This is a genomic window from Arthrobacter sp. B2060 (assembly GCF_059090445.1).
In genome coordinates this window covers 53,232-68,189 of record NZ_JBNHFR010000014.1, presented here as the reverse complement: position 1 = coordinate 68,189, position 14,958 = coordinate 53,232, and the positions used below count along the sequence as shown (strand labels likewise).

The window sequence follows — 14,958 nt, the reverse complement described above, 5'->3', positions numbered from 1 at the left end:
CAGGTCAGCCGCGCATCGGCAGAATTCCGGCGTCTGAGATCAGACCGGATGATGCCAGGTTCAGCCCGGTTTCGCTGGCGAAGTAGCTGGCCATTCTGGCCTCGGGCGAGACCATGCAGGCATCTCCTGCCATCAGGCGGGTTTGTCCGGTCTGACGGACCCACAGGAGTTCGTCCTGGTTCAGCTCCCACAGTTTCAGGTCCAGGGTGGGGTCCGGCTGGACTCCGATGAGGGTGTCCGCGCCAAGGTCCTCGATCCTCCGGACCGTTCCCGCGAGACCGGGCCCGCCGACGTCGGCGGAGACCGTCAGGTGTTCCGGCCGCAGGCCCAGCGTCGTGGTTCCGGTCCTGAGCCGGAGCCCTTCCGGCGCCGGGAGCCGCAGCCCTCCGAGGGCGGGGAGCCCGTCGGTCACCGTGGCCGCCATCAGGTTCATGGGCGGGCTGCCGATGAACCTGGCGACGTACGTGTTGGCGGGGCGGGTGTAGATCTCCTGCGGCGTGGCGTGCTGCTGCACGATGCCGTTGTGGAGAATGACGATCTGGGTGGCCATGGTCATGGCTTCAACCTGGTCGTGGGTGACGTAAATGAAGGTCTTCCCGGTCAGCCTGTGCAGCCGGACGATTTCGCCCCGCAGTTCAGCGCGGAGCTTGGCGTCGAGGTTGGAGAGCGGTTCATCGAGCAGGAACATTGAAGGGTTGCGGATTAGGGCGCGCGCCAAGGCCACACGCTGCCGCTGGCCGCCGGAAAGTCCTCCGGGCTTGCGGTTCGCGTACTGGTCCAGTTCCAGCATCGACGAGACACCGGCGACGCGTTCGGAGATGTCCTTGGACGAGCCAAAGATGCGGCGTGCGATCGTGCTGATGCCCGGGATGTGGTGCCAGGCCTTGAATTTGTCCAGCGCCAGGGGGAAGGCGATGTTGTCGCGGACTGTCAGGTGCGGATAGAGCGCATAGGACTGGAAGACGAAGGCGATGTCGCGTTCGCGCGGGCTTTGGCGGTTCACGCGGAGGTTGTCGAAGATGATGTCGCCAGCGCTCGCATCCGTGAGTCCGGCAATAATGCGGAGCAGCGTCGACTTTCCTGATCCGGACGCGCCGAGCAGGACAAGGAATTCTCCATTGTCGACGTCGGCGCTGAAGTCGTGGATGACCTGGGTGTCCCCGAACCGCTTGCTGATGTTGCGTAGTGAGAGCTTTGCCATGATCAACCTTTGACTGAGCCGGCCGTGAGGCCCGAGACGATTCGACGTTGGACAAGGAGGAAGAAGATCAGCGCCGGCAGCGTGAACAGCAGGGCGGCGGCCATGACGGAGTTCAGCGAGGTCAGGTACTGGCCGATGAAGGAGGCCAGGCCCACCGACGCCGGCCAGAGGTCACGTTCGGCGATGAAGGTCTTGGCCAGCAGGAATTCGTTCCACCCGTCGAAGAAGTTGATAACGGCGGCCGCGGCGATGCTGGGAAGGATCAGCGGGGTGAGGACCAGCGACAGGATCGTGACGCGGGGGCACCCGTCGACGGCGGCCGCCTCTTCGATTTCGTAGGGGATCGCATCGATGGCTCCTTTGATGATCCAGACGCTGACGGGCATTGTGAAGGCAACGTTGGCGAGGATCAGGCCGCCCATTCCGTTAAGGAGTCCCAGCGAAGCGAACAGCGCGTAGATCGGGACGACGAGCAGGGCCTCGGGCAGCATTTGGGTGGCGAAGAGCAGGAACCCTGCGGCGCCCTTGCCATGGAACTTGAATCTCGACAGCGCGTAGCCGGCCAACACCGCGAAAATGAGGGAAAGCAGCGTGGTTCCGCCGGCGATGACCATGGAGTTGCTGAGCCATTTGAAGATGGGGACGCTGCCGATGACGTCGCCGAGGTCCGCGAGGCGTTCCCAGTGCGGCCACCAGCCTTGGGCCTGGCCGTAAAGTTCGGAGTCTTGGCTGAGCGCCGTGTTCAGCATCCAGTACAGCGGGAAGCCCGAGAAGAGAACCAGGGCTGCCAGCATGAGGTAGCGGACTGGCCTGCTGAAGTTTCGTGTGCCAGGTGCTTTCAGGCGCCGCCTTGCAGGGGATGTCCGTGCGATTGGTGGTGCTTCTTTCGTTGTCATTGGGCTAGGCCTCCTTAGCGGCGTTGCGCCGTTCCATCATGAAGTAGACAACCGTGACGAGCAGGGACAGAACCAGGCCGAGGGCGCCGATTGCCGCCGCGCGGCCCAGTTCCTGGTTGCTGAAGGCCTGCCGGTATACGTTGACGACGAGGGTGTTGGTGCTGTCCACGGGGCCGCCGCCGGTCAGGAGGTAGATGATCTCGAAGCGGCGGATGGACCAGATCGTCATGAGGAGCGTGACTACCCTGACGGTGGGGGCGATGTGCGGCCAGGTGACGGCCTTGAAGGTTTCCAGCGCCCCGGCGCCGTCCATGCGCGTGGCCTCGTAAAGTTCGCTCGGGATTGATTGGAGCGAGGCGAGGACAACGAGCATGACCAGGGGCATGACCTTCCAGACGGAGGTCAGGACGACGGCGGCCATGCCGTACTTTGGATCGACCAGCCAGCCCTGCTGGCCGACGCCCAGCACTCCGACGACTTCGTTCAGCACACCGTCGGACCGGTTGAAGATCCAGCTGAAGATGAGGGCGGTCGCCACTGTGGGGACGGCCCAGGGCAGGGTGATGACGGCCCGGACGATGGTGCGTCCCTTGAAGGCCTGGTTCAGAAGCAGGGCTGATCCTGCGCCGATGGCGACGGCGAAGATGACCGTCGCCGCCGTGTACAGGATGGTGGCGCCGAGGGAGTTGTAGAACTGGGGGCTGCTGAGCAGGCGGGAGTAGTTTTCCAGCCCGATGCCTGTTCCGCCGTCGGGCTTGACCAGCGGGGTCTTGGTGAAACTGAGCTGAACGCCCTGCACCACGGGGATGATCATGAAGATGATCAGGTAAATGACAGCGGGGCCGATGTAGAGGTAGGGGGAGATCCGCTGCCACATATGGTGCCTGGAGGGAGCGTCCTGTATCTGGTTCTGTGCCACGGCCGGCGGGGAGATCGAAGTTCGGAGCGACATTGCCCTGATCCTTTGCTTTGGTCCACTCAGCCGAGCAGCTGAGTTACTTGTTTCTGGGCGGTGGAGAGCGCTGTTGCGGCGTCGCCACCGTCCACGAGGTAGCGTTCCACCTGGGTCATGACTTCCCGCATGATGGCCTTGGTTTGCGCCTCATATCCCTTGATAAGGGGACTTCTCGACTCCGAGGCGAGGTCGATAAAGGCCTTCGCCCACGGGTTCGCGGCGGCGTAATCAGGAGCCAGCGGGACGTCCGTGGCGAGCGTCGACGGGCCCATGGCCTTCCGGAGTGCTGCCTGGCCGGCATCGGAACCCACCCAGCCGACAAAGTCGACGGCCAGGTTCTTGTTCTTGCCGTAACCGTTGACTGCCAGCACGATTTCCTGGTGCGCCGACGGCTTCGGGAGCGGGATCCGGTCGGCGAAGCCGATGTCGGCCGATTTGAGCGTCTTGGAGGAGCGCAGGATACCGGCGACTGTGGACGAGACGTCGACCATCATGCCGAGACGGCCCTCGCGGAACTTGGTGCGCATGGTTGACGCGTCATCACCGATCGGCATGGCGCCCGAGCGGTAGATCTCCCCGAACGCCTCCACGCCGGCGATGTTCTCCGCCGAATCGATGGTGGGCCGAGAGCCGTCCGACCAGGATCCGCCGTGCCCGTAGGTCCAGACATCGAAGTCCATGAACCAGGAGTCGAATTCCGTCATCTGGTGGCGGACGCCGAAGCCGTCCAGCCCGGTGGCGGAACGGATCTGGGTAGCGGCCGAGATCAGTTCCGCGACATTGCGAGGCGGGGTGACGTTGGCTTTCTCCAGGATGTTGCGGTTCCAGAAGAAGTTCCAGTTCAGCCGTTCCCAGGTGATCCCGTACTGCACCCCGTTGACCAGCCCGGACTCGTTCGTATGGTTGAACGGCCGGCCCTTGTGCGTTGAGATGACAGACGTGAGCGGGGCCAGAATGCCGGCGTCGGCCAAGGGGTAGAAGTTGACGTCCTGAACGACGAAGACGTCCGGGCCGCCCTTGCCGCCAAGCTCTGTGTTGAGCTTGTCCGCGAAGGACAGGAACGGTGTGGTGCTTTGGGCCAGGCTCGCGGAGGGGTTGGCTTCCTTGTAGGCCTGAATGGCCTGCCACATCGCCTCGCCGCGGCCCGGCTCGAGCCACTGCCAGCTGCCAAACTTCAAGGTGCCGCCGGCCGATGCGGCACGGTTCGGGTCAATTCCCGGGGCAGCGCCGCAACCGGCCAGGACCATACCGGCTGCAGCAGCGCCGGCAACCCCGAAAAAGCTACGCCGGTCCATCATGTCGCAGGCACCACGTCGAGTGCGAGGGCCTCCGTCTCGCGCCGCAGCTTCAGGGCCTCTTCCAGGGACGTGTCGATTTCGACGTCGTCCCAGCCGACGATGCCGCCCTCGGGAACATCATTGACGAGCTTCACGTGGTGGGCCATGGCGACGGGAAGGGCGCGGTCCCGGACCGACTTTTCCGCGGAGATGAGCTTGCCCCAGACTGTGAAGCCGCCCTCGCCGTCGAGGATTTCCCCGGCGTGCAGGTCCTTTTTGGCGCAGGCGACGACGTCGGCGTGGAAGCCTTCCGGCGCGCCGGTGGCGACGCCGCGAAGCACGGCGTTGGCGATGGAGACGTTGAGCTCCAGCCCGACGTAGTGGTAGGGGCGGTAGAGCGCGGCGTACTGGCCGGTGGGGTCCGGGTGCCAGGGGTATTCCTGGAAGCAGCCCGAGACGTATTCATTGGTTGCCTTCACGACGACGAAGACTCCCTCCTGCGTGTTGTGGGGAATCCAGTCTCCCTCACGGGTCACGCTTGACATGACGTCAACGCTGCCTGCGTTGGCGAGCACGCCGCCGTCGGCTGCCGGTCGGCAGATCGTGGCGATCTCTTCCACGTCGCCGGGCGTGAAGGTCAGTCCCTCGTCCGACGGGCGCAGTCCCGCGGCGTTGGCCACGGCCGCCATTTCGATGGCGGCCTTGGTACCGTCGCGGAAGGAGGTGTGCATGTAGGGATTGAGCTGACCGGATTCTGTCAGTTCCTTGGAGAACTCCCAGTTCTCCCACACATTATCCGGGTTCATCTGGTGGTAGTGGGACAGGTATTTGGCGCCCTTGCCGGCGCAGACGACGTCGAAGCCCGACGTCCGGGCCCAGTCCACGAGCTCCCAGATCAGCGCCGGCTGGTCGCCGTAAGCCAGGGAGTATACGACGCCGGCTTCCTCGGCCCGCTTCGCCAGTGCGGGTCCGGCGAGGGCATCAGCCTCGACCGTGACCATGATGATGTGCTTGCCTGTCTCGATGGCGCGCACGGCGTGGTTGATGCCAACGATCGGGTTGCCGGTGGCTTCGACGATGACGTCCAGGTCGGTGTCGAACAGGACGGAGGCGTCGGTCACCACGGCCGTGGACCGCGCTGCGATGGCCGCGGGGATGTCCGCGGCGAAGGCTTCTTCGGGCCAGTCAACCAGCTTCAGGGCGCCCTTGGCGCGTTCGGCGTTGATGTCGGCGATGGCCACGACGTGGATGCCGGGAATGTTGCGGGCCTGTGCCAGGTACATCGTGCCGAACCGTCCGGCGCCGATCAGCCCTACGCGGATGGGGGCGCCCTCGGCCTCGCGTTGGGTCAGAAGTTTGTGCAGGTTCATAACTACCTTTCAGTGGGTCCGGCTCCATCCCGAATGGAGGGCCAGCGGAAAACTTGGGGTCTGCCGCAGCGTTGCGGTGAACGACGCTCAGGTGGCTGGCTGGGGTGTGCTGCCTCGGACCCTGGCGGTGCTGTGGTAGACAACCGGCGCCGAAGTAAACATAATGGAACCGGTTACACTTTTATGTCATACCTGCTCGACGAGGTCAATACCCTAGTCTGAAAAAGTTCCTGCCGGGGGTTCCGGGGAGCCGCAGTAGCCGATTGAGGAGTACACGTGCAGAAGCAGCCGACCATACGCGATGTTGCCGCGGCTGCGGGGGTGTCCGTTGCCGTCGTCTCCCGGGTCCTCAATCCGGGCTCGGGGCCGGTGGCGGCGGCGACTCGCGGCCGGGTGAACGACGTGATGGAATCCCTTGGGTACCACCCCCGCACTGCGGCGAGGGAACTGAAGCACGGCCCGCCCACCACGCTGGGGCTGCTCTTGGCCGACGTCTCCAATCCCTTCTTTGCCCGGCTGGCGGACCAGGTCGTCCAAGAGGCCCACTCCCGCGGAATCCAGGTGCTTCTCATGACGACGCAAGAGGACGACCAGCTTGAATCGGAGCGTCTCGCCACGCTCATTGAGCGCAGGGTGAGCGGGATCATCGCCACTCCCACGGGGAACAATCTGGAAACCTGGAAAAGGCTCCAGGATATGGGGACCGATGTGGTCTTCGTTGACCGGTCGATCCCGTCGCTGCCGGCGGTCGATGTGGTCGCCATCAACAACACCGAATCTGCGCGCTCGGCCACAGCCCTGCTGGCTGCCCATGGGCACCGCCGCATCGCGATAATCTCCGGCCCGGCGTCATCGACAACCGGCCGGGACAGGATCGCCGGCTACCGCGAAGCGCTTGAAGCCGCCGGATTGGATCAGGATGACCTTCTCATCCGGTCCGTCGCGTTCCGTGGCGGGGCTGGGGGCGATGCCGCGACGGCGTTGCTCAATCTTGCGGATCCGCCCACTGCCCTCGTGGTGGCCAATACCGCACAGGTGACGGCCGTACTCCGGCGCCTCGTGCATGCCGGGGTTTCGATTCCGGAGGAACTGTCGGTCATCGTGTTCGAGGATTCCCCTTGGACGGAACTCATGACCCCACCGTTGACCATCGTCCGGCAGCCTATCGATCTGCTGGCCCGGCACTCCGTCCGGCTGGCACTGTCCAACCCGAGCGGCAAGACCTCCGGAAAACCGACTGTTGTCCGCGTCGATGCCGAGCTCGTCGAGCGCTCCAGCGTTGCCCGGCCAAAACCGCCCGCGTAGTCATCCCGGCGCCCGGCTGCCTCCCGCCGCGCGTGAGTAGTCGGAGGGTTTCCATTTACACCTGGACGCCCTGCATGGTACAAAAAGTGTACCGGTTCCACCTGTTTCCACTCCTACCTATATTGCCCTCGGCGTCCTGCTGCTTGCTGCTCCCGCCCAGCCGCAGGCCACCGGCGACCGGCCGTCGGCCGCCTCAAACGTAAGGACTTGATCATGACGGAAACCACGCGACGCTCGCTCGCACTGCTGGGACTCGGCCCCATGGGCGGGCTCATGGCCCGCCGGCTGCTGGACTTCGACGGCGGTCTCACCGTCTGGAACCGGACGTCCGCCAAAGCGGAACAGCTGGTTGCACTGGGTGCGCGCGCCGCCACATCGCCGGCGGATGCCGCGTCCGAGGTCGTCCTCACGGTCCTGCCCGATCTGGACCAGGTCGAATCCCTGCTGCCGGGACAGGACGGATTGCTGTCCGGCTGGGCGGCAAAGGGCATCACCCGCCCCCTCCTCGTGGTGCACGGGACAGTGTCACCGATCGCCGTGGCCGACTTTGCCGAACGTTTGTTCCGCGAGCACGGGGTCACGGTCCTTGATGCGCCAGTCAGCGGTGGCACAGTCGGGGCGGAGAAGGGAACGCTCAGCATCATGGTCGGCGGAGATGAGAACGCGGCCGTATCCGTGGAGCCCGTACTCCGGGCCATGGGCACCACCGTCCGGTACATGGGCCAGAGCGGTTCAGGTGCTCTCGCCAAGGCCTGCAACCAAGTCGTCGTCGCAGCCACCGTGACCGCAGTTTCCGAAGCCATGCTCCTGGCGCGCAATGGAGGCCTGGACCTGGCGGTTATGCTCGAGCTGCTGCAAGGCGGGCTGGCCGATTCAGCTGTCCTACGGCAGAAAGGTTACAGGTGGATCAGCAACGACTTCGACGGCGGGGGCAGCGCTCAGAACCAGCTGAAAGACCTCAGATTCATTTTGGATGCGGCAAGTGCGGAGGGCCTTGAACTGCCGCTGAGCAGCACCGTGACAGGGCTGTTCGACGACATGGTGGCCCGAGGCGACGGCGCTCTCGACCACACGGGCATCCACCGCACCCTCGCCCTTCGCTCTCACCGAGTCGCCTGACGCAGGCGCACCGCCTGCATGCCGCCGTCGACGGCTATGGAGGTACCCGTGGTGGACCCGGAGAGCGGGCTGACCAGGTAGGCGACGGCGCCCGCCACCTCGTCCGCCGAAACCAGCCGGCCATGGGGCTGGCGGGCTTCAAGGGCGGCGCGTTCCGCAGCAGGGTCCGGGGCCGCCTCAAGCAGGCGGGAGACCCAGGGAGTGTCAGTCGTCCCGGGATTGACGCAGTTCACCCTGATTCCTTCACGGAGGTGGTCCGCCGCCATGGCTCCGGTCAGCGACAGCACAGCACCTTTTGTGGCTGAATACAGGGCCCGCTGCGGGAGACCGGCCGTAGCGGCAACCGAGCACATGTTCACGATGGCGGCCGAGGGCGACTTCCGCAGCGCCGGAAGCGCCGCTCGGCTGACACGCACCATGCCTACGACGTTGACGTCCCACACGCGGTGCCATTCGTCGTCGTCGTTGTCCGCCACGGTGCCTTGGGCACCGATGCCCGCGTTGTTCACCACGATGTCCAGCCGGCCGAAGTGCTCCAGGACGGAGCCGACGGCGGTACGGACGGAGGCGTCATCGCTCACGTCGCAGATCGCAGGGAAGGCGCCCCGCGTTGATCTCGTTGGATGACGGTCCAAGACCGCGACGTCAGCGCCCAGGGCCTGAAGCCTGCCGACGATCGCATCGCCAATGCCGGATGACCCTCCGGTCACGATGGCCACCAGGCCCTGCAACTCCCTCATGCGCTCAAGGTCCTGCTCCACAGAATCAATGTAGCCCTGTCCGACGTGAAAGGCCGCGGACGGCACCAGCGTTTTCCGGACTTCACGGGTCGCCCCCAGGTCGCCGGGCTCACGGATACCCGCTCAGGGCAGCACCAACGGTCTATTCCGGGGAGCCTGTCCGGCGCCTACCATGAGCGCAGGGCGCGTGCCCGCCGCGGGGCGGCCCGGCGCAGGTGGTGCGCCCTGTCCAACAGAAAGCAGGGATTCCCATGTCAGGCCGTAAGTTGTTGAACCCGCCCGGTCTTTACACCGCACCCGGATTTACGCACATCGTCATTGCACCACCCGGCGCCCGCCTGGCCTTCCTCTCCGGGCAGGTTGCGTTCGACAACGACTTCGCCATCGTTGGCGGTGATGATCTCGCAGAGCAGACCAAAGCAGCCATGCGAAACATCAAGACAGCCCTCGATGCCATCGGCGCTTCTTGGGAAGACGTGTATCGACGGACCATTTACACCCTGCAGCCCACCCAATACGAAACGATCACGGCCGCCATGGAGGAAGTCCAGGGCTCTTCGGACCATCCGGCCACGACGATCGTAGGCGTCACCGGCCTCGTCATGGACGGGCTCTTGATTGAAATCGAGGCCACCGTCGTCCTGCCTGAATCGATTTAGTCATCCTCCAAGAGTCCCGGCTTGGGGTAGTGGTACTTGGGCTCTTGTCTGTTGACCATCTGGCCGGGCAGCAGCACCCAGCTCACCGACGTGCCGCCGTCGGAGGGCATGAGGCTGCCTTCATTGATGAAGCGGCCTTCGGTGGGATTCGTGGCAGGCGCCCACCACCCGTTAAAAGGGCAGTGGTCGCCCGTCCGCGGGCCGGTTTTCGAAGTCTTGTACTTGCTGGTTGCGGTCCTGGTTTTGGGGATGCGTTTTCTCATGTTCAATCCTTGGTGATGGCGTTTCACCAGTATGTGAGTCCGGATGATCCATGAAAAGCGATCATTTTCAACTGATATGCATTGGGTATTCTGTGCTTTTCCAGCCCATTGCCCGAGGTGGCACGCAAGCGGAGGATGGATTCATGAGCGCAGATGTGTTCGCACCCGTCGTCTCGTCACTGCGGGGTGCCGGATGGTCAACGTGAAGGCCACTGGGCGCAAGCGGGGGTGGGTCATCGCTGCTGTGGCGGCTGCCGCCGTCGTGCTCGCTGCTGGGCTGGCGCTGTTCAAGCCGTGGTTGCTGTTTGTCGACGTAAAGGTGGATGAAGCGCTGCCGACCGTTGCTGTGTCCCCCGAACGGGCGGCACCGTCTCCTCCCGCGGCTTCAGAGGTACCCTCCCCGTCCGCGACCCCTACACAGAACACCCCCGCCGGCCCGGTCCAGCTCGCCTCAGGCTCCCTCATCAGCCACGAACACGCGACGACCGGGACCGTCCGGATAATTAAGCAGCCGGACGGCACGCGGGTGCTTACCCTGGAGAATCTCGACACCTCCAACGGGCCGGATGTGCACGTCTGGCTAAGCGCCGCCGACGTGGTGGAGGGAACCGCGGGGTGGTTCACGGCCGGTTCGGCGGCTCATCTTGACCTCGGTCTGATCAAGGGAAACCAAGGCAACCAGGTGTATGCAATTCCCGCCGACGCTGATCTTTCGAAGTACAAGTCCGTTGATTTGTGGTGCGTGCAATTCGCCGTGTCATTCGGAGCGGCCCAGCTTAAATTCTGAGGCACCACCTCGCGAGTATCATCGGAACATTCCGGCCTTCTCGAGAGTGGAGAAACACATGCAGCTCGGCGCCTTTTCCCTCAGCCTTAGCGTCAAGGACATTGCGGCGTCTGCTGCGTTTTACGAGAAGCTTGGATTTAGCAGCTTTGGGGGCGACATTAGCCAGAACTGGCTGATCCTGAAGAATGGCGACACCGTCATCGGGCTCTTCCAGGGAATGTTTGAGAAGAACATGCTGACGTTCAACCCGGGCTGGAATCAGGACGCTAAGCCACTCGATTCATTTACCGATGTGCGCGAGCTGCAGCGGGAACTGAAAACCAAGGGCACGCAGTTCGTGTCGGAAGCAGACGAGGGAACCACGGGGCCGGCGAGCTTCATTGTGCTGGATCCGGATGGAAACCCGGTCCTTGTAGACCAGCACGTCTGAGCAGCTGGGCGCTGCTTCCTACTCGAGCGGCAGGAAGAGGACGGTGTAGATCCCCAGGACGGCGAGAAGGACGACGCTCGCCGCGACGGCCGCCGTCGAAGCGATGTCCGGGGCCATCACATCCTGCTGGATGCCGCGGATGGCACGGCGGAGGCGGCGTCTGCGGGTGAGGTTAATGGCCACGGCGGTCAGGACGGCGGCGGCCACCAGGGTGCCGGCGAACCAGCCGTGGTGCGGCATCCAGCGCAGGAAGATGGCGGCGGCCACCACCATGGACATGGTGGTGCGGCCCCAGGCGAGGTCCGTGCGCTCAGGCTGCAGGCCAGCGTCGCCGTGTGTTGGTGTATCGCCCTGTACCGGCACGGGTCAGGCGGTGCGGACGAGGACGAAGACGACCATGATGGCCGCGACGAGGGCCCCGCCGGCGGCGAGGATGGGTGCGATCCAGGGCAGCGGCAGCGGGGTCTTGTGCCGCATGGAGCGTTCGACGTTCAGCCAGCGGAAGAACGATCCGCCGCCGATGACGAGGGCGAGCACGAGCAAGAGCACCGCGATGGATTTGCGGAGTTCCGGGGCGAAGAGGTCGGCCATGAAGGCTTCGACGGCGACGCCGCCGGCGAGCAGGGCCAGGGAGGTGCGGATCCACGCCAGGAAGGTGCGCTCGTTGGCCAGGGTGAACCGGGGATCGGGTTCGGTTCCGCCGCCAAGGATCCGGGCGGAGAAACCGCTTCGTCCGCCACTCCGGGGGTCTGTATCTGCCACTTGGGTTCCCTTGATCGTCATCGGTGCCGGTTCAGTTGCCACGCTACCCTTTCAGATCGCACCTCTGCGGACGACGGCGGGACGTCCCGCCGTCGTCCGTTGCGTTAAGGTGGATTCTTCGTCACCACGCCGATTCGGCCGCACAAAGCGGGCTCCTGGGTGGTTCGGAAAAATACACAGTGCCACTCGTGGCGGGGGAACGAGGTAACAATGCGCAGCTTCACGTCTGTCGAGCGTCGAATCGATGAACGTGCACATCGGATTCTGGACCGTGCTGCTGCCGATGGCGTCCGTTCGAGGCTCCTCGAGTTTGCCGTCTTCGGTTTGAAGCAGGCATGGGCGTGCATCTTTGGCGCCGCGCTCCTCGCGGTGATCCTGGCGGCCCGCCTCTGGTATCCGGACGACGCCGCGCTGGCCAGGAACGATTTCCTGACGCTCGCCGCCGTCGCCATCCAGATCCTGATGGTCGCCTCGCGGCTGGAGACTGCCCGTGAGCTCCGGGTGATTGTTCTTTTCCACCTGGTGGGCACGGTGATGGAGCTGTTCAAGACCGACGTTGGATCCTGGTCGTATGAGGCCGAGGGCTTTTTGCGGATTGGGTCGGTTCCGCTTTTCAGTGGCTTCATGTATGCCGCGGTCGGGTCTTATATGGTCCGGGTCTTCCGGCTCTTCGACCTGCGCTTCGCCAGATATCCGCGCCGGTGGGTCACGGCGATCCTGGCCGCAGCCATCTACGCGAACTTCTTCACGCACCACTACATCCTTGATGCCCGCTGGGTTCTGCTGGCCGCCGTCGTGGTCATCTTCGGCCGGTGCCTGATGCACTTCCGCGTGTTCCGCCGGCAGTTCCGGATGCCCCTGGTCCTGGCGTTCCTGCTCGTGGCCATGTTTATTTGGATCGCCGAGAACATCGCAACGTGGTCCGGAGCCTGGCTCTACCCCAACCAGCTGGACGGCTGGCACATGGTCTCACCCGACAAACTCGTCTCCTGGTTCCTGCTGATGATCATTTCGGTGGTGCTCGTGGCGTGGGTCTACAAACCGTCCCCGCCGAACCAGCCAGAGGAGGTCAGCGGCGCTGCGGCCGAAGCCGGCACGTCACCCGCCTCCCCGGCGGCCACAGCGGAACGCTAGCGGACGACGGCGGGACCTCCCGCCGTCGGGCGCGGTCGCGCGGGCACTCGTGGCCGGGAGGGTCAGTAAGTGTCGAATTCGACGTCCACGGTCGAGGCACCTCGCAGCGGCGCGACTTGCTCGGCCTCACCCTGCAGCGACCTCTTGTCCCGATCTGATAGCGAGTCGAACGACTTGACGGTGATGGTCAGCTTCCGGCCGCTCTTGCGTGGACGCCATGTGCCGGTGATTCTGCCGTCCACGAGGACCGTGCCGGGTTCGCCGACCATCATCCACACTTCCCGGTGGTACTTCCTGTCGACGATCATTTCGCGGTCGCGGATCTGGGTATAAGGGTCACGTGGCGGGAGCAGGCGCACGCCCTTCGGCATCTGCGCCGACTGCAGTGCATCGAGGTCCTCGGTGAGGATCCATGACGTGCCGCCGAACTCGACCTCTGTCAGCTCGTCCTCGAGCAATCTCCACCAGGGGCCGGTGTCACCGGCATGGATCCCCGCCCATGCGGCGAAGCCTCCGCGTGTCGACGGTCCGTAGCAGTGCAGGTAGCGGCGAAGCAGCTCGGCGCGCGCGAGGTCGGGGTCGACGTCCGGAATCGGATGGCCCAGCCACTCGTCGACCAGGACGAGCGGTGCTGTGTTTCCGACGCGCGGCGCGAAGCAGACCACCCGCTGCAACGTGAGGATGCGGACGCAGAAATGCACGACGCCCTCACCGAGCGGTTGCCCCGGGGCATAGGGGCCTGCTTCCTCCCAGATGTCGCGTTGTCGCTTCGGCAACCTGCGGGCAATCCGTTTGCTGATCTCGGCGCCCAGCTGGTTGATGGCGAGCCTGCGCCCGGACAGCACATCACCGATCTCGGCGCCGGTCAGCCCGACCGTCTCGACCAGGCTCAGGCCAAGTTTCTCCAACGCCTGCTCCACACCGGGAACGAGATGGCGCATCGCCTCCTCGGTCGGCGGCAGCACGCCGGTGGTGAATACCGGTGCGTCAGAGGCCGGAATGTAGAACGGCGAGCCGCGCATGCACCAGGTCTGCAACAGGCTCTTGTCCTCGTCGACTGCTCTGGCCATGTGTTCCGGCGTGAGGCTTCGCACCCTGGCGTGCAGGGCAAGCAACGCCGACCGGGGCGGGCTGTTCTGAATCCCGCACCGGCCGGCGGCCTCGAGCAGCCCGCCTTCGCCCAGCCGTTCGGCGAGATTATGGGCACCCAGACGAAACGCGATGACGTCGCCCGTCGAAACCCTGCCAGCCACTGGCACATACTATCGCTGCCCGCCGGCCGAACCGAGGGAGGTTCTCTGCAAAAATGGGGAACGCGGACGGATGGCCAGCGGCTCTGGTGCTCCTGGCAAGGTGTAGTCTCCCCTGTCAAATGGGGGGGTGGGCGCGTCCAAAGTCAGAACCTTCGGCGCTTCCCGCCTCCGCTCATGTGCCGGCCGAGGTGCGGAGGAGTATGCGCTTTCCGGCCCAGGAGCGCACGTGCGGCGGCGATCAGTCCCTGCCCGCAGCCGCTTAGCGCGACTCGACAGCTCTGACCTGATGGGGGGAGTGTCCCGCGCGAGTGTCCCACTTCTAAGGAAATGAGACACGTCGATCGCGCTGCAGTTGTTCGTGAGGGAGCGGTAGGGTTCCTCGCGCCGGCGCGAGGTTAGAGCGTCAGGGTCCTGAGAACTACCGCGGCGACGCTGACTCCGAGCATAACGGCAGAACCGGTCACGGCGCGATCCCCGACCCGCAGGTGCGCGACGATCGCCCCGGCGAAGTAAAGAACCGCACCGATGCCAGCTGCGATTCCGATGGGCCACCAGGCGAGACCGACGAGCAGACCGGCCGCTGCTGCGAGTTCGAGTGTGGCGAGCAGTGGTGCCGCTTTGGTCGCTTTCACAAGCTCCAGGACGACCATCTGGTGTGGGTCTTTGCGGATCTTGCCGACTGCGGAGAAAACGAGCAAGGCAGAGAAGAGGACGCTGAGGATGGATGCTGCAATGAACATTGGAGTTACCCGTTCTGACGATGGTGAGTGATTGGTTGTCGGTGGTGATGCAGGCGCACGGATTCGC

17 protein-coding genes are annotated in these 14,958 nt (G+C 64.6%); 6 read left to right on the top strand and 11 right to left on the bottom strand.

From position 1 onward, the window contains the following. Positions 1–4: 4 nt before the first annotated feature. The 5 genes from AC5RUM_RS19885 to AC5RUM_RS19865 are packed head-to-tail and all read right to left on the bottom strand — an operon-like array spanning position 5 to position 5,699. Entirely contained in the window at positions 5–1,201 is a 1,197-nt protein-coding gene (locus AC5RUM_RS19885) for an ABC transporter ATP-binding protein (RefSeq protein ID WP_494036562.1), read from the bottom strand. Between the two features lie 2 nt (positions 1,202–1,203). Next, entirely contained in the window at positions 1,204–2,097 is an 894-nt protein-coding gene (locus tag AC5RUM_RS19880) for a carbohydrate ABC transporter permease (protein ID WP_494036561.1), read from the bottom strand. Positions 2,098–2,101: 4 nt separating this feature from the next. Further along, on the bottom strand, positions 2,102–3,049 hold the full coding sequence (locus tag AC5RUM_RS19875; RefSeq protein ID WP_494036560.1) for a carbohydrate ABC transporter permease: 948 nt from the start codon (positions 3,047–3,049) through the stop codon (positions 2,102–2,104). Between the two features lie 26 nt (positions 3,050–3,075). Next, entirely contained in the window at positions 3,076–4,350 is a 1,275-nt protein-coding gene (locus AC5RUM_RS19870) for an extracellular solute-binding protein (protein ID WP_494036559.1), read from the bottom strand. Beyond that, a complete protein-coding gene (locus AC5RUM_RS19865; RefSeq protein ID WP_494036558.1) occupies positions 4,347–5,699 on the bottom strand; it encodes an NAD(P)H-dependent oxidoreductase in 1,353 nt (450 codons plus the stop codon). The genes AC5RUM_RS19870 and AC5RUM_RS19865 overlap by 4 nt, the downstream gene beginning before the upstream one ends. A 276-nt stretch (positions 5,700–5,975) precedes the next feature. On the opposite strand from AC5RUM_RS19865, the gene AC5RUM_RS19860 reads away from it, so the two are divergent. After that, positions 5,976–7,004, top strand: a complete 1,029-nt coding sequence (locus AC5RUM_RS19860) for a substrate-binding domain-containing protein (RefSeq protein ID WP_494036557.1) — start codon at positions 5,976–5,978, stop codon at positions 7,002–7,004. 213 nt (positions 7,005–7,217) lie between these two features. Further along, positions 7,218–8,123 carry an NAD(P)-dependent oxidoreductase gene (locus AC5RUM_RS19855; RefSeq protein ID WP_494036556.1) on the top strand — a complete coding sequence of 302 codons (906 nt, stop codon included), beginning with the start codon at positions 7,218–7,220 and terminating at the stop codon, positions 8,121–8,123. Here the strand turns inward: AC5RUM_RS19855 and AC5RUM_RS19850 are convergent. After that, positions 8,108–8,863 carry an SDR family NAD(P)-dependent oxidoreductase gene (locus AC5RUM_RS19850; RefSeq protein ID WP_494036609.1) on the bottom strand — a complete coding sequence of 252 codons (756 nt, stop codon included), beginning with the start codon at positions 8,861–8,863 and terminating at the stop codon, positions 8,108–8,110. The two genes, AC5RUM_RS19855 and AC5RUM_RS19850, sit on opposite strands and share 16 nt — an antisense overlap. Positions 8,864–9,114: 251 nt before the next feature. Here AC5RUM_RS19850 and AC5RUM_RS19845 point away from each other — a divergent pair, with 251 nt between their 5' ends. Beyond that, positions 9,115–9,522 (top strand): RidA family protein, encoded by a 408-nt coding sequence (locus AC5RUM_RS19845; RefSeq protein ID WP_494036555.1) that lies wholly within the window; start codon positions 9,115–9,117, stop codon positions 9,520–9,522. Here the strand turns inward: AC5RUM_RS19845 and AC5RUM_RS19840 are convergent. Then, a complete protein-coding gene (locus AC5RUM_RS19840) occupies positions 9,519–9,785 on the bottom strand; it encodes a hypothetical protein (protein WP_494036554.1) in 267 nt (88 codons plus the stop codon). The two genes, AC5RUM_RS19845 and AC5RUM_RS19840, sit on opposite strands and share 4 nt — an antisense overlap. Before the next feature lie 193 nt (positions 9,786–9,978). Here AC5RUM_RS19840 and AC5RUM_RS19835 point away from each other — a divergent pair, with 193 nt between their 5' ends. Beyond that, entirely contained in the window at positions 9,979–10,572 is a 594-nt protein-coding gene (locus AC5RUM_RS19835) for a DM13 domain-containing protein (RefSeq protein WP_494036553.1), read from the top strand. Positions 10,573–10,630: 58 nt separating this feature from the next. Next, complete coding sequence (locus tag AC5RUM_RS19830) at positions 10,631–11,002, top strand: VOC family protein (protein WP_494036552.1); 372 nt, start codon at positions 10,631–10,633, stop codon at positions 11,000–11,002. Positions 11,003–11,020: 18 nt separating this feature from the next. On the opposite strand, the gene AC5RUM_RS19825 is transcribed toward AC5RUM_RS19830, so the two are convergent. Further along, positions 11,021–11,365 (bottom strand): DUF202 domain-containing protein, encoded by a 345-nt coding sequence (locus tag AC5RUM_RS19825; RefSeq protein WP_494036551.1) that lies wholly within the window; start codon positions 11,363–11,365, stop codon positions 11,021–11,023. Positions 11,366–11,368: 3 nt separating this feature from the next. Next, a complete protein-coding gene (locus AC5RUM_RS19820; protein ID WP_494036608.1) occupies positions 11,369–11,785 on the bottom strand; it encodes a YidH family protein in 417 nt (138 codons plus the stop codon). 189 nt (positions 11,786–11,974) lie between these two features. Here AC5RUM_RS19820 and AC5RUM_RS19815 point away from each other — a divergent pair, with 189 nt between their 5' ends. Then, positions 11,975–12,898 carry a DUF817 domain-containing protein gene (locus AC5RUM_RS19815; protein WP_494036550.1) on the top strand — a complete coding sequence of 308 codons (924 nt, stop codon included), beginning with the start codon at positions 11,975–11,977 and terminating at the stop codon, positions 12,896–12,898. Between the two features lie 62 nt (positions 12,899–12,960). Here the strand turns inward: AC5RUM_RS19815 and AC5RUM_RS19810 are convergent, their stop codons facing one another. Then, entirely contained in the window at positions 12,961–14,151 is a 1,191-nt protein-coding gene (locus tag AC5RUM_RS19810; RefSeq protein ID WP_494036549.1) for a winged helix DNA-binding domain-containing protein, read from the bottom strand. A 395-nt stretch (positions 14,152–14,546) separates the two neighbouring features. Continuing rightward, entirely contained in the window at positions 14,547–14,891 is a 345-nt protein-coding gene (locus tag AC5RUM_RS19805) for a DoxX family protein (protein WP_494036548.1), read from the bottom strand. Positions 14,892–14,958 lie beyond the last annotated feature (67 nt).

Bases quoted from the DNA above. Each gene is read 5' to 3' on its own strand.
- AC5RUM_RS19885 (WP_494036562.1), bottom strand. From the start codon at position 1,201: ATGGCAAAGCTCTCACTACGCAACATCAGCAAGCGGTTCGGGGACACC.
- AC5RUM_RS19880 (WP_494036561.1), bottom strand. From the start codon at position 2,097: ATGACAACGAAAGAAGCACCACCAATCGCACGGACATCCCCTGCAAGG.
- AC5RUM_RS19875 (WP_494036560.1), bottom strand. From the start codon at position 3,049: ATGTCGCTCCGAACTTCGATCTCCCCGCCGGCCGTGGCACAGAACCAG.
- AC5RUM_RS19870 (WP_494036559.1), bottom strand. From the start codon at position 4,350: ATGATGGACCGGCGTAGCTTTTTCGGGGTTGCCGGCGCTGCTGCAGCC.
- AC5RUM_RS19865 (WP_494036558.1), bottom strand. From the start codon at position 5,699: ATGAACCTGCACAAACTTCTGACCCAACGCGAGGCCGAGGGCGCCCCC.
- AC5RUM_RS19855 (WP_494036556.1), top strand. From the start codon at position 7,218: ATGACGGAAACCACGCGACGCTCGCTCGCACTGCTGGGACTCGGCCCC.
- AC5RUM_RS19850 (WP_494036609.1), bottom strand. From the start codon at position 8,863: ATGAGGGAGTTGCAGGGCCTGGTGGCCATCGTGACCGGAGGGTCATCC.
- AC5RUM_RS19845 (WP_494036555.1), top strand. From the start codon at position 9,115: ATGTCAGGCCGTAAGTTGTTGAACCCGCCCGGTCTTTACACCGCACCC.
- AC5RUM_RS19840 (WP_494036554.1), bottom strand. From the start codon at position 9,785: ATGAGAAAACGCATCCCCAAAACCAGGACCGCAACCAGCAAGTACAAG.
- AC5RUM_RS19835 (WP_494036553.1), top strand. From the start codon at position 9,979: ATGGTCAACGTGAAGGCCACTGGGCGCAAGCGGGGGTGGGTCATCGCT.
- AC5RUM_RS19830 (WP_494036552.1), top strand. From the start codon at position 10,631: ATGCAGCTCGGCGCCTTTTCCCTCAGCCTTAGCGTCAAGGACATTGCG.
- AC5RUM_RS19820 (WP_494036608.1), bottom strand. From the start codon at position 11,785: ATGACGATCAAGGGAACCCAAGTGGCAGATACAGACCCCCGGAGTGGC.
- AC5RUM_RS19815 (WP_494036550.1), top strand. From the start codon at position 11,975: ATGCGCAGCTTCACGTCTGTCGAGCGTCGAATCGATGAACGTGCACAT.
- AC5RUM_RS19805 (WP_494036548.1), bottom strand. From the start codon at position 14,891: ATGTTCATTGCAGCATCCATCCTCAGCGTCCTCTTCTCTGCCTTGCTC.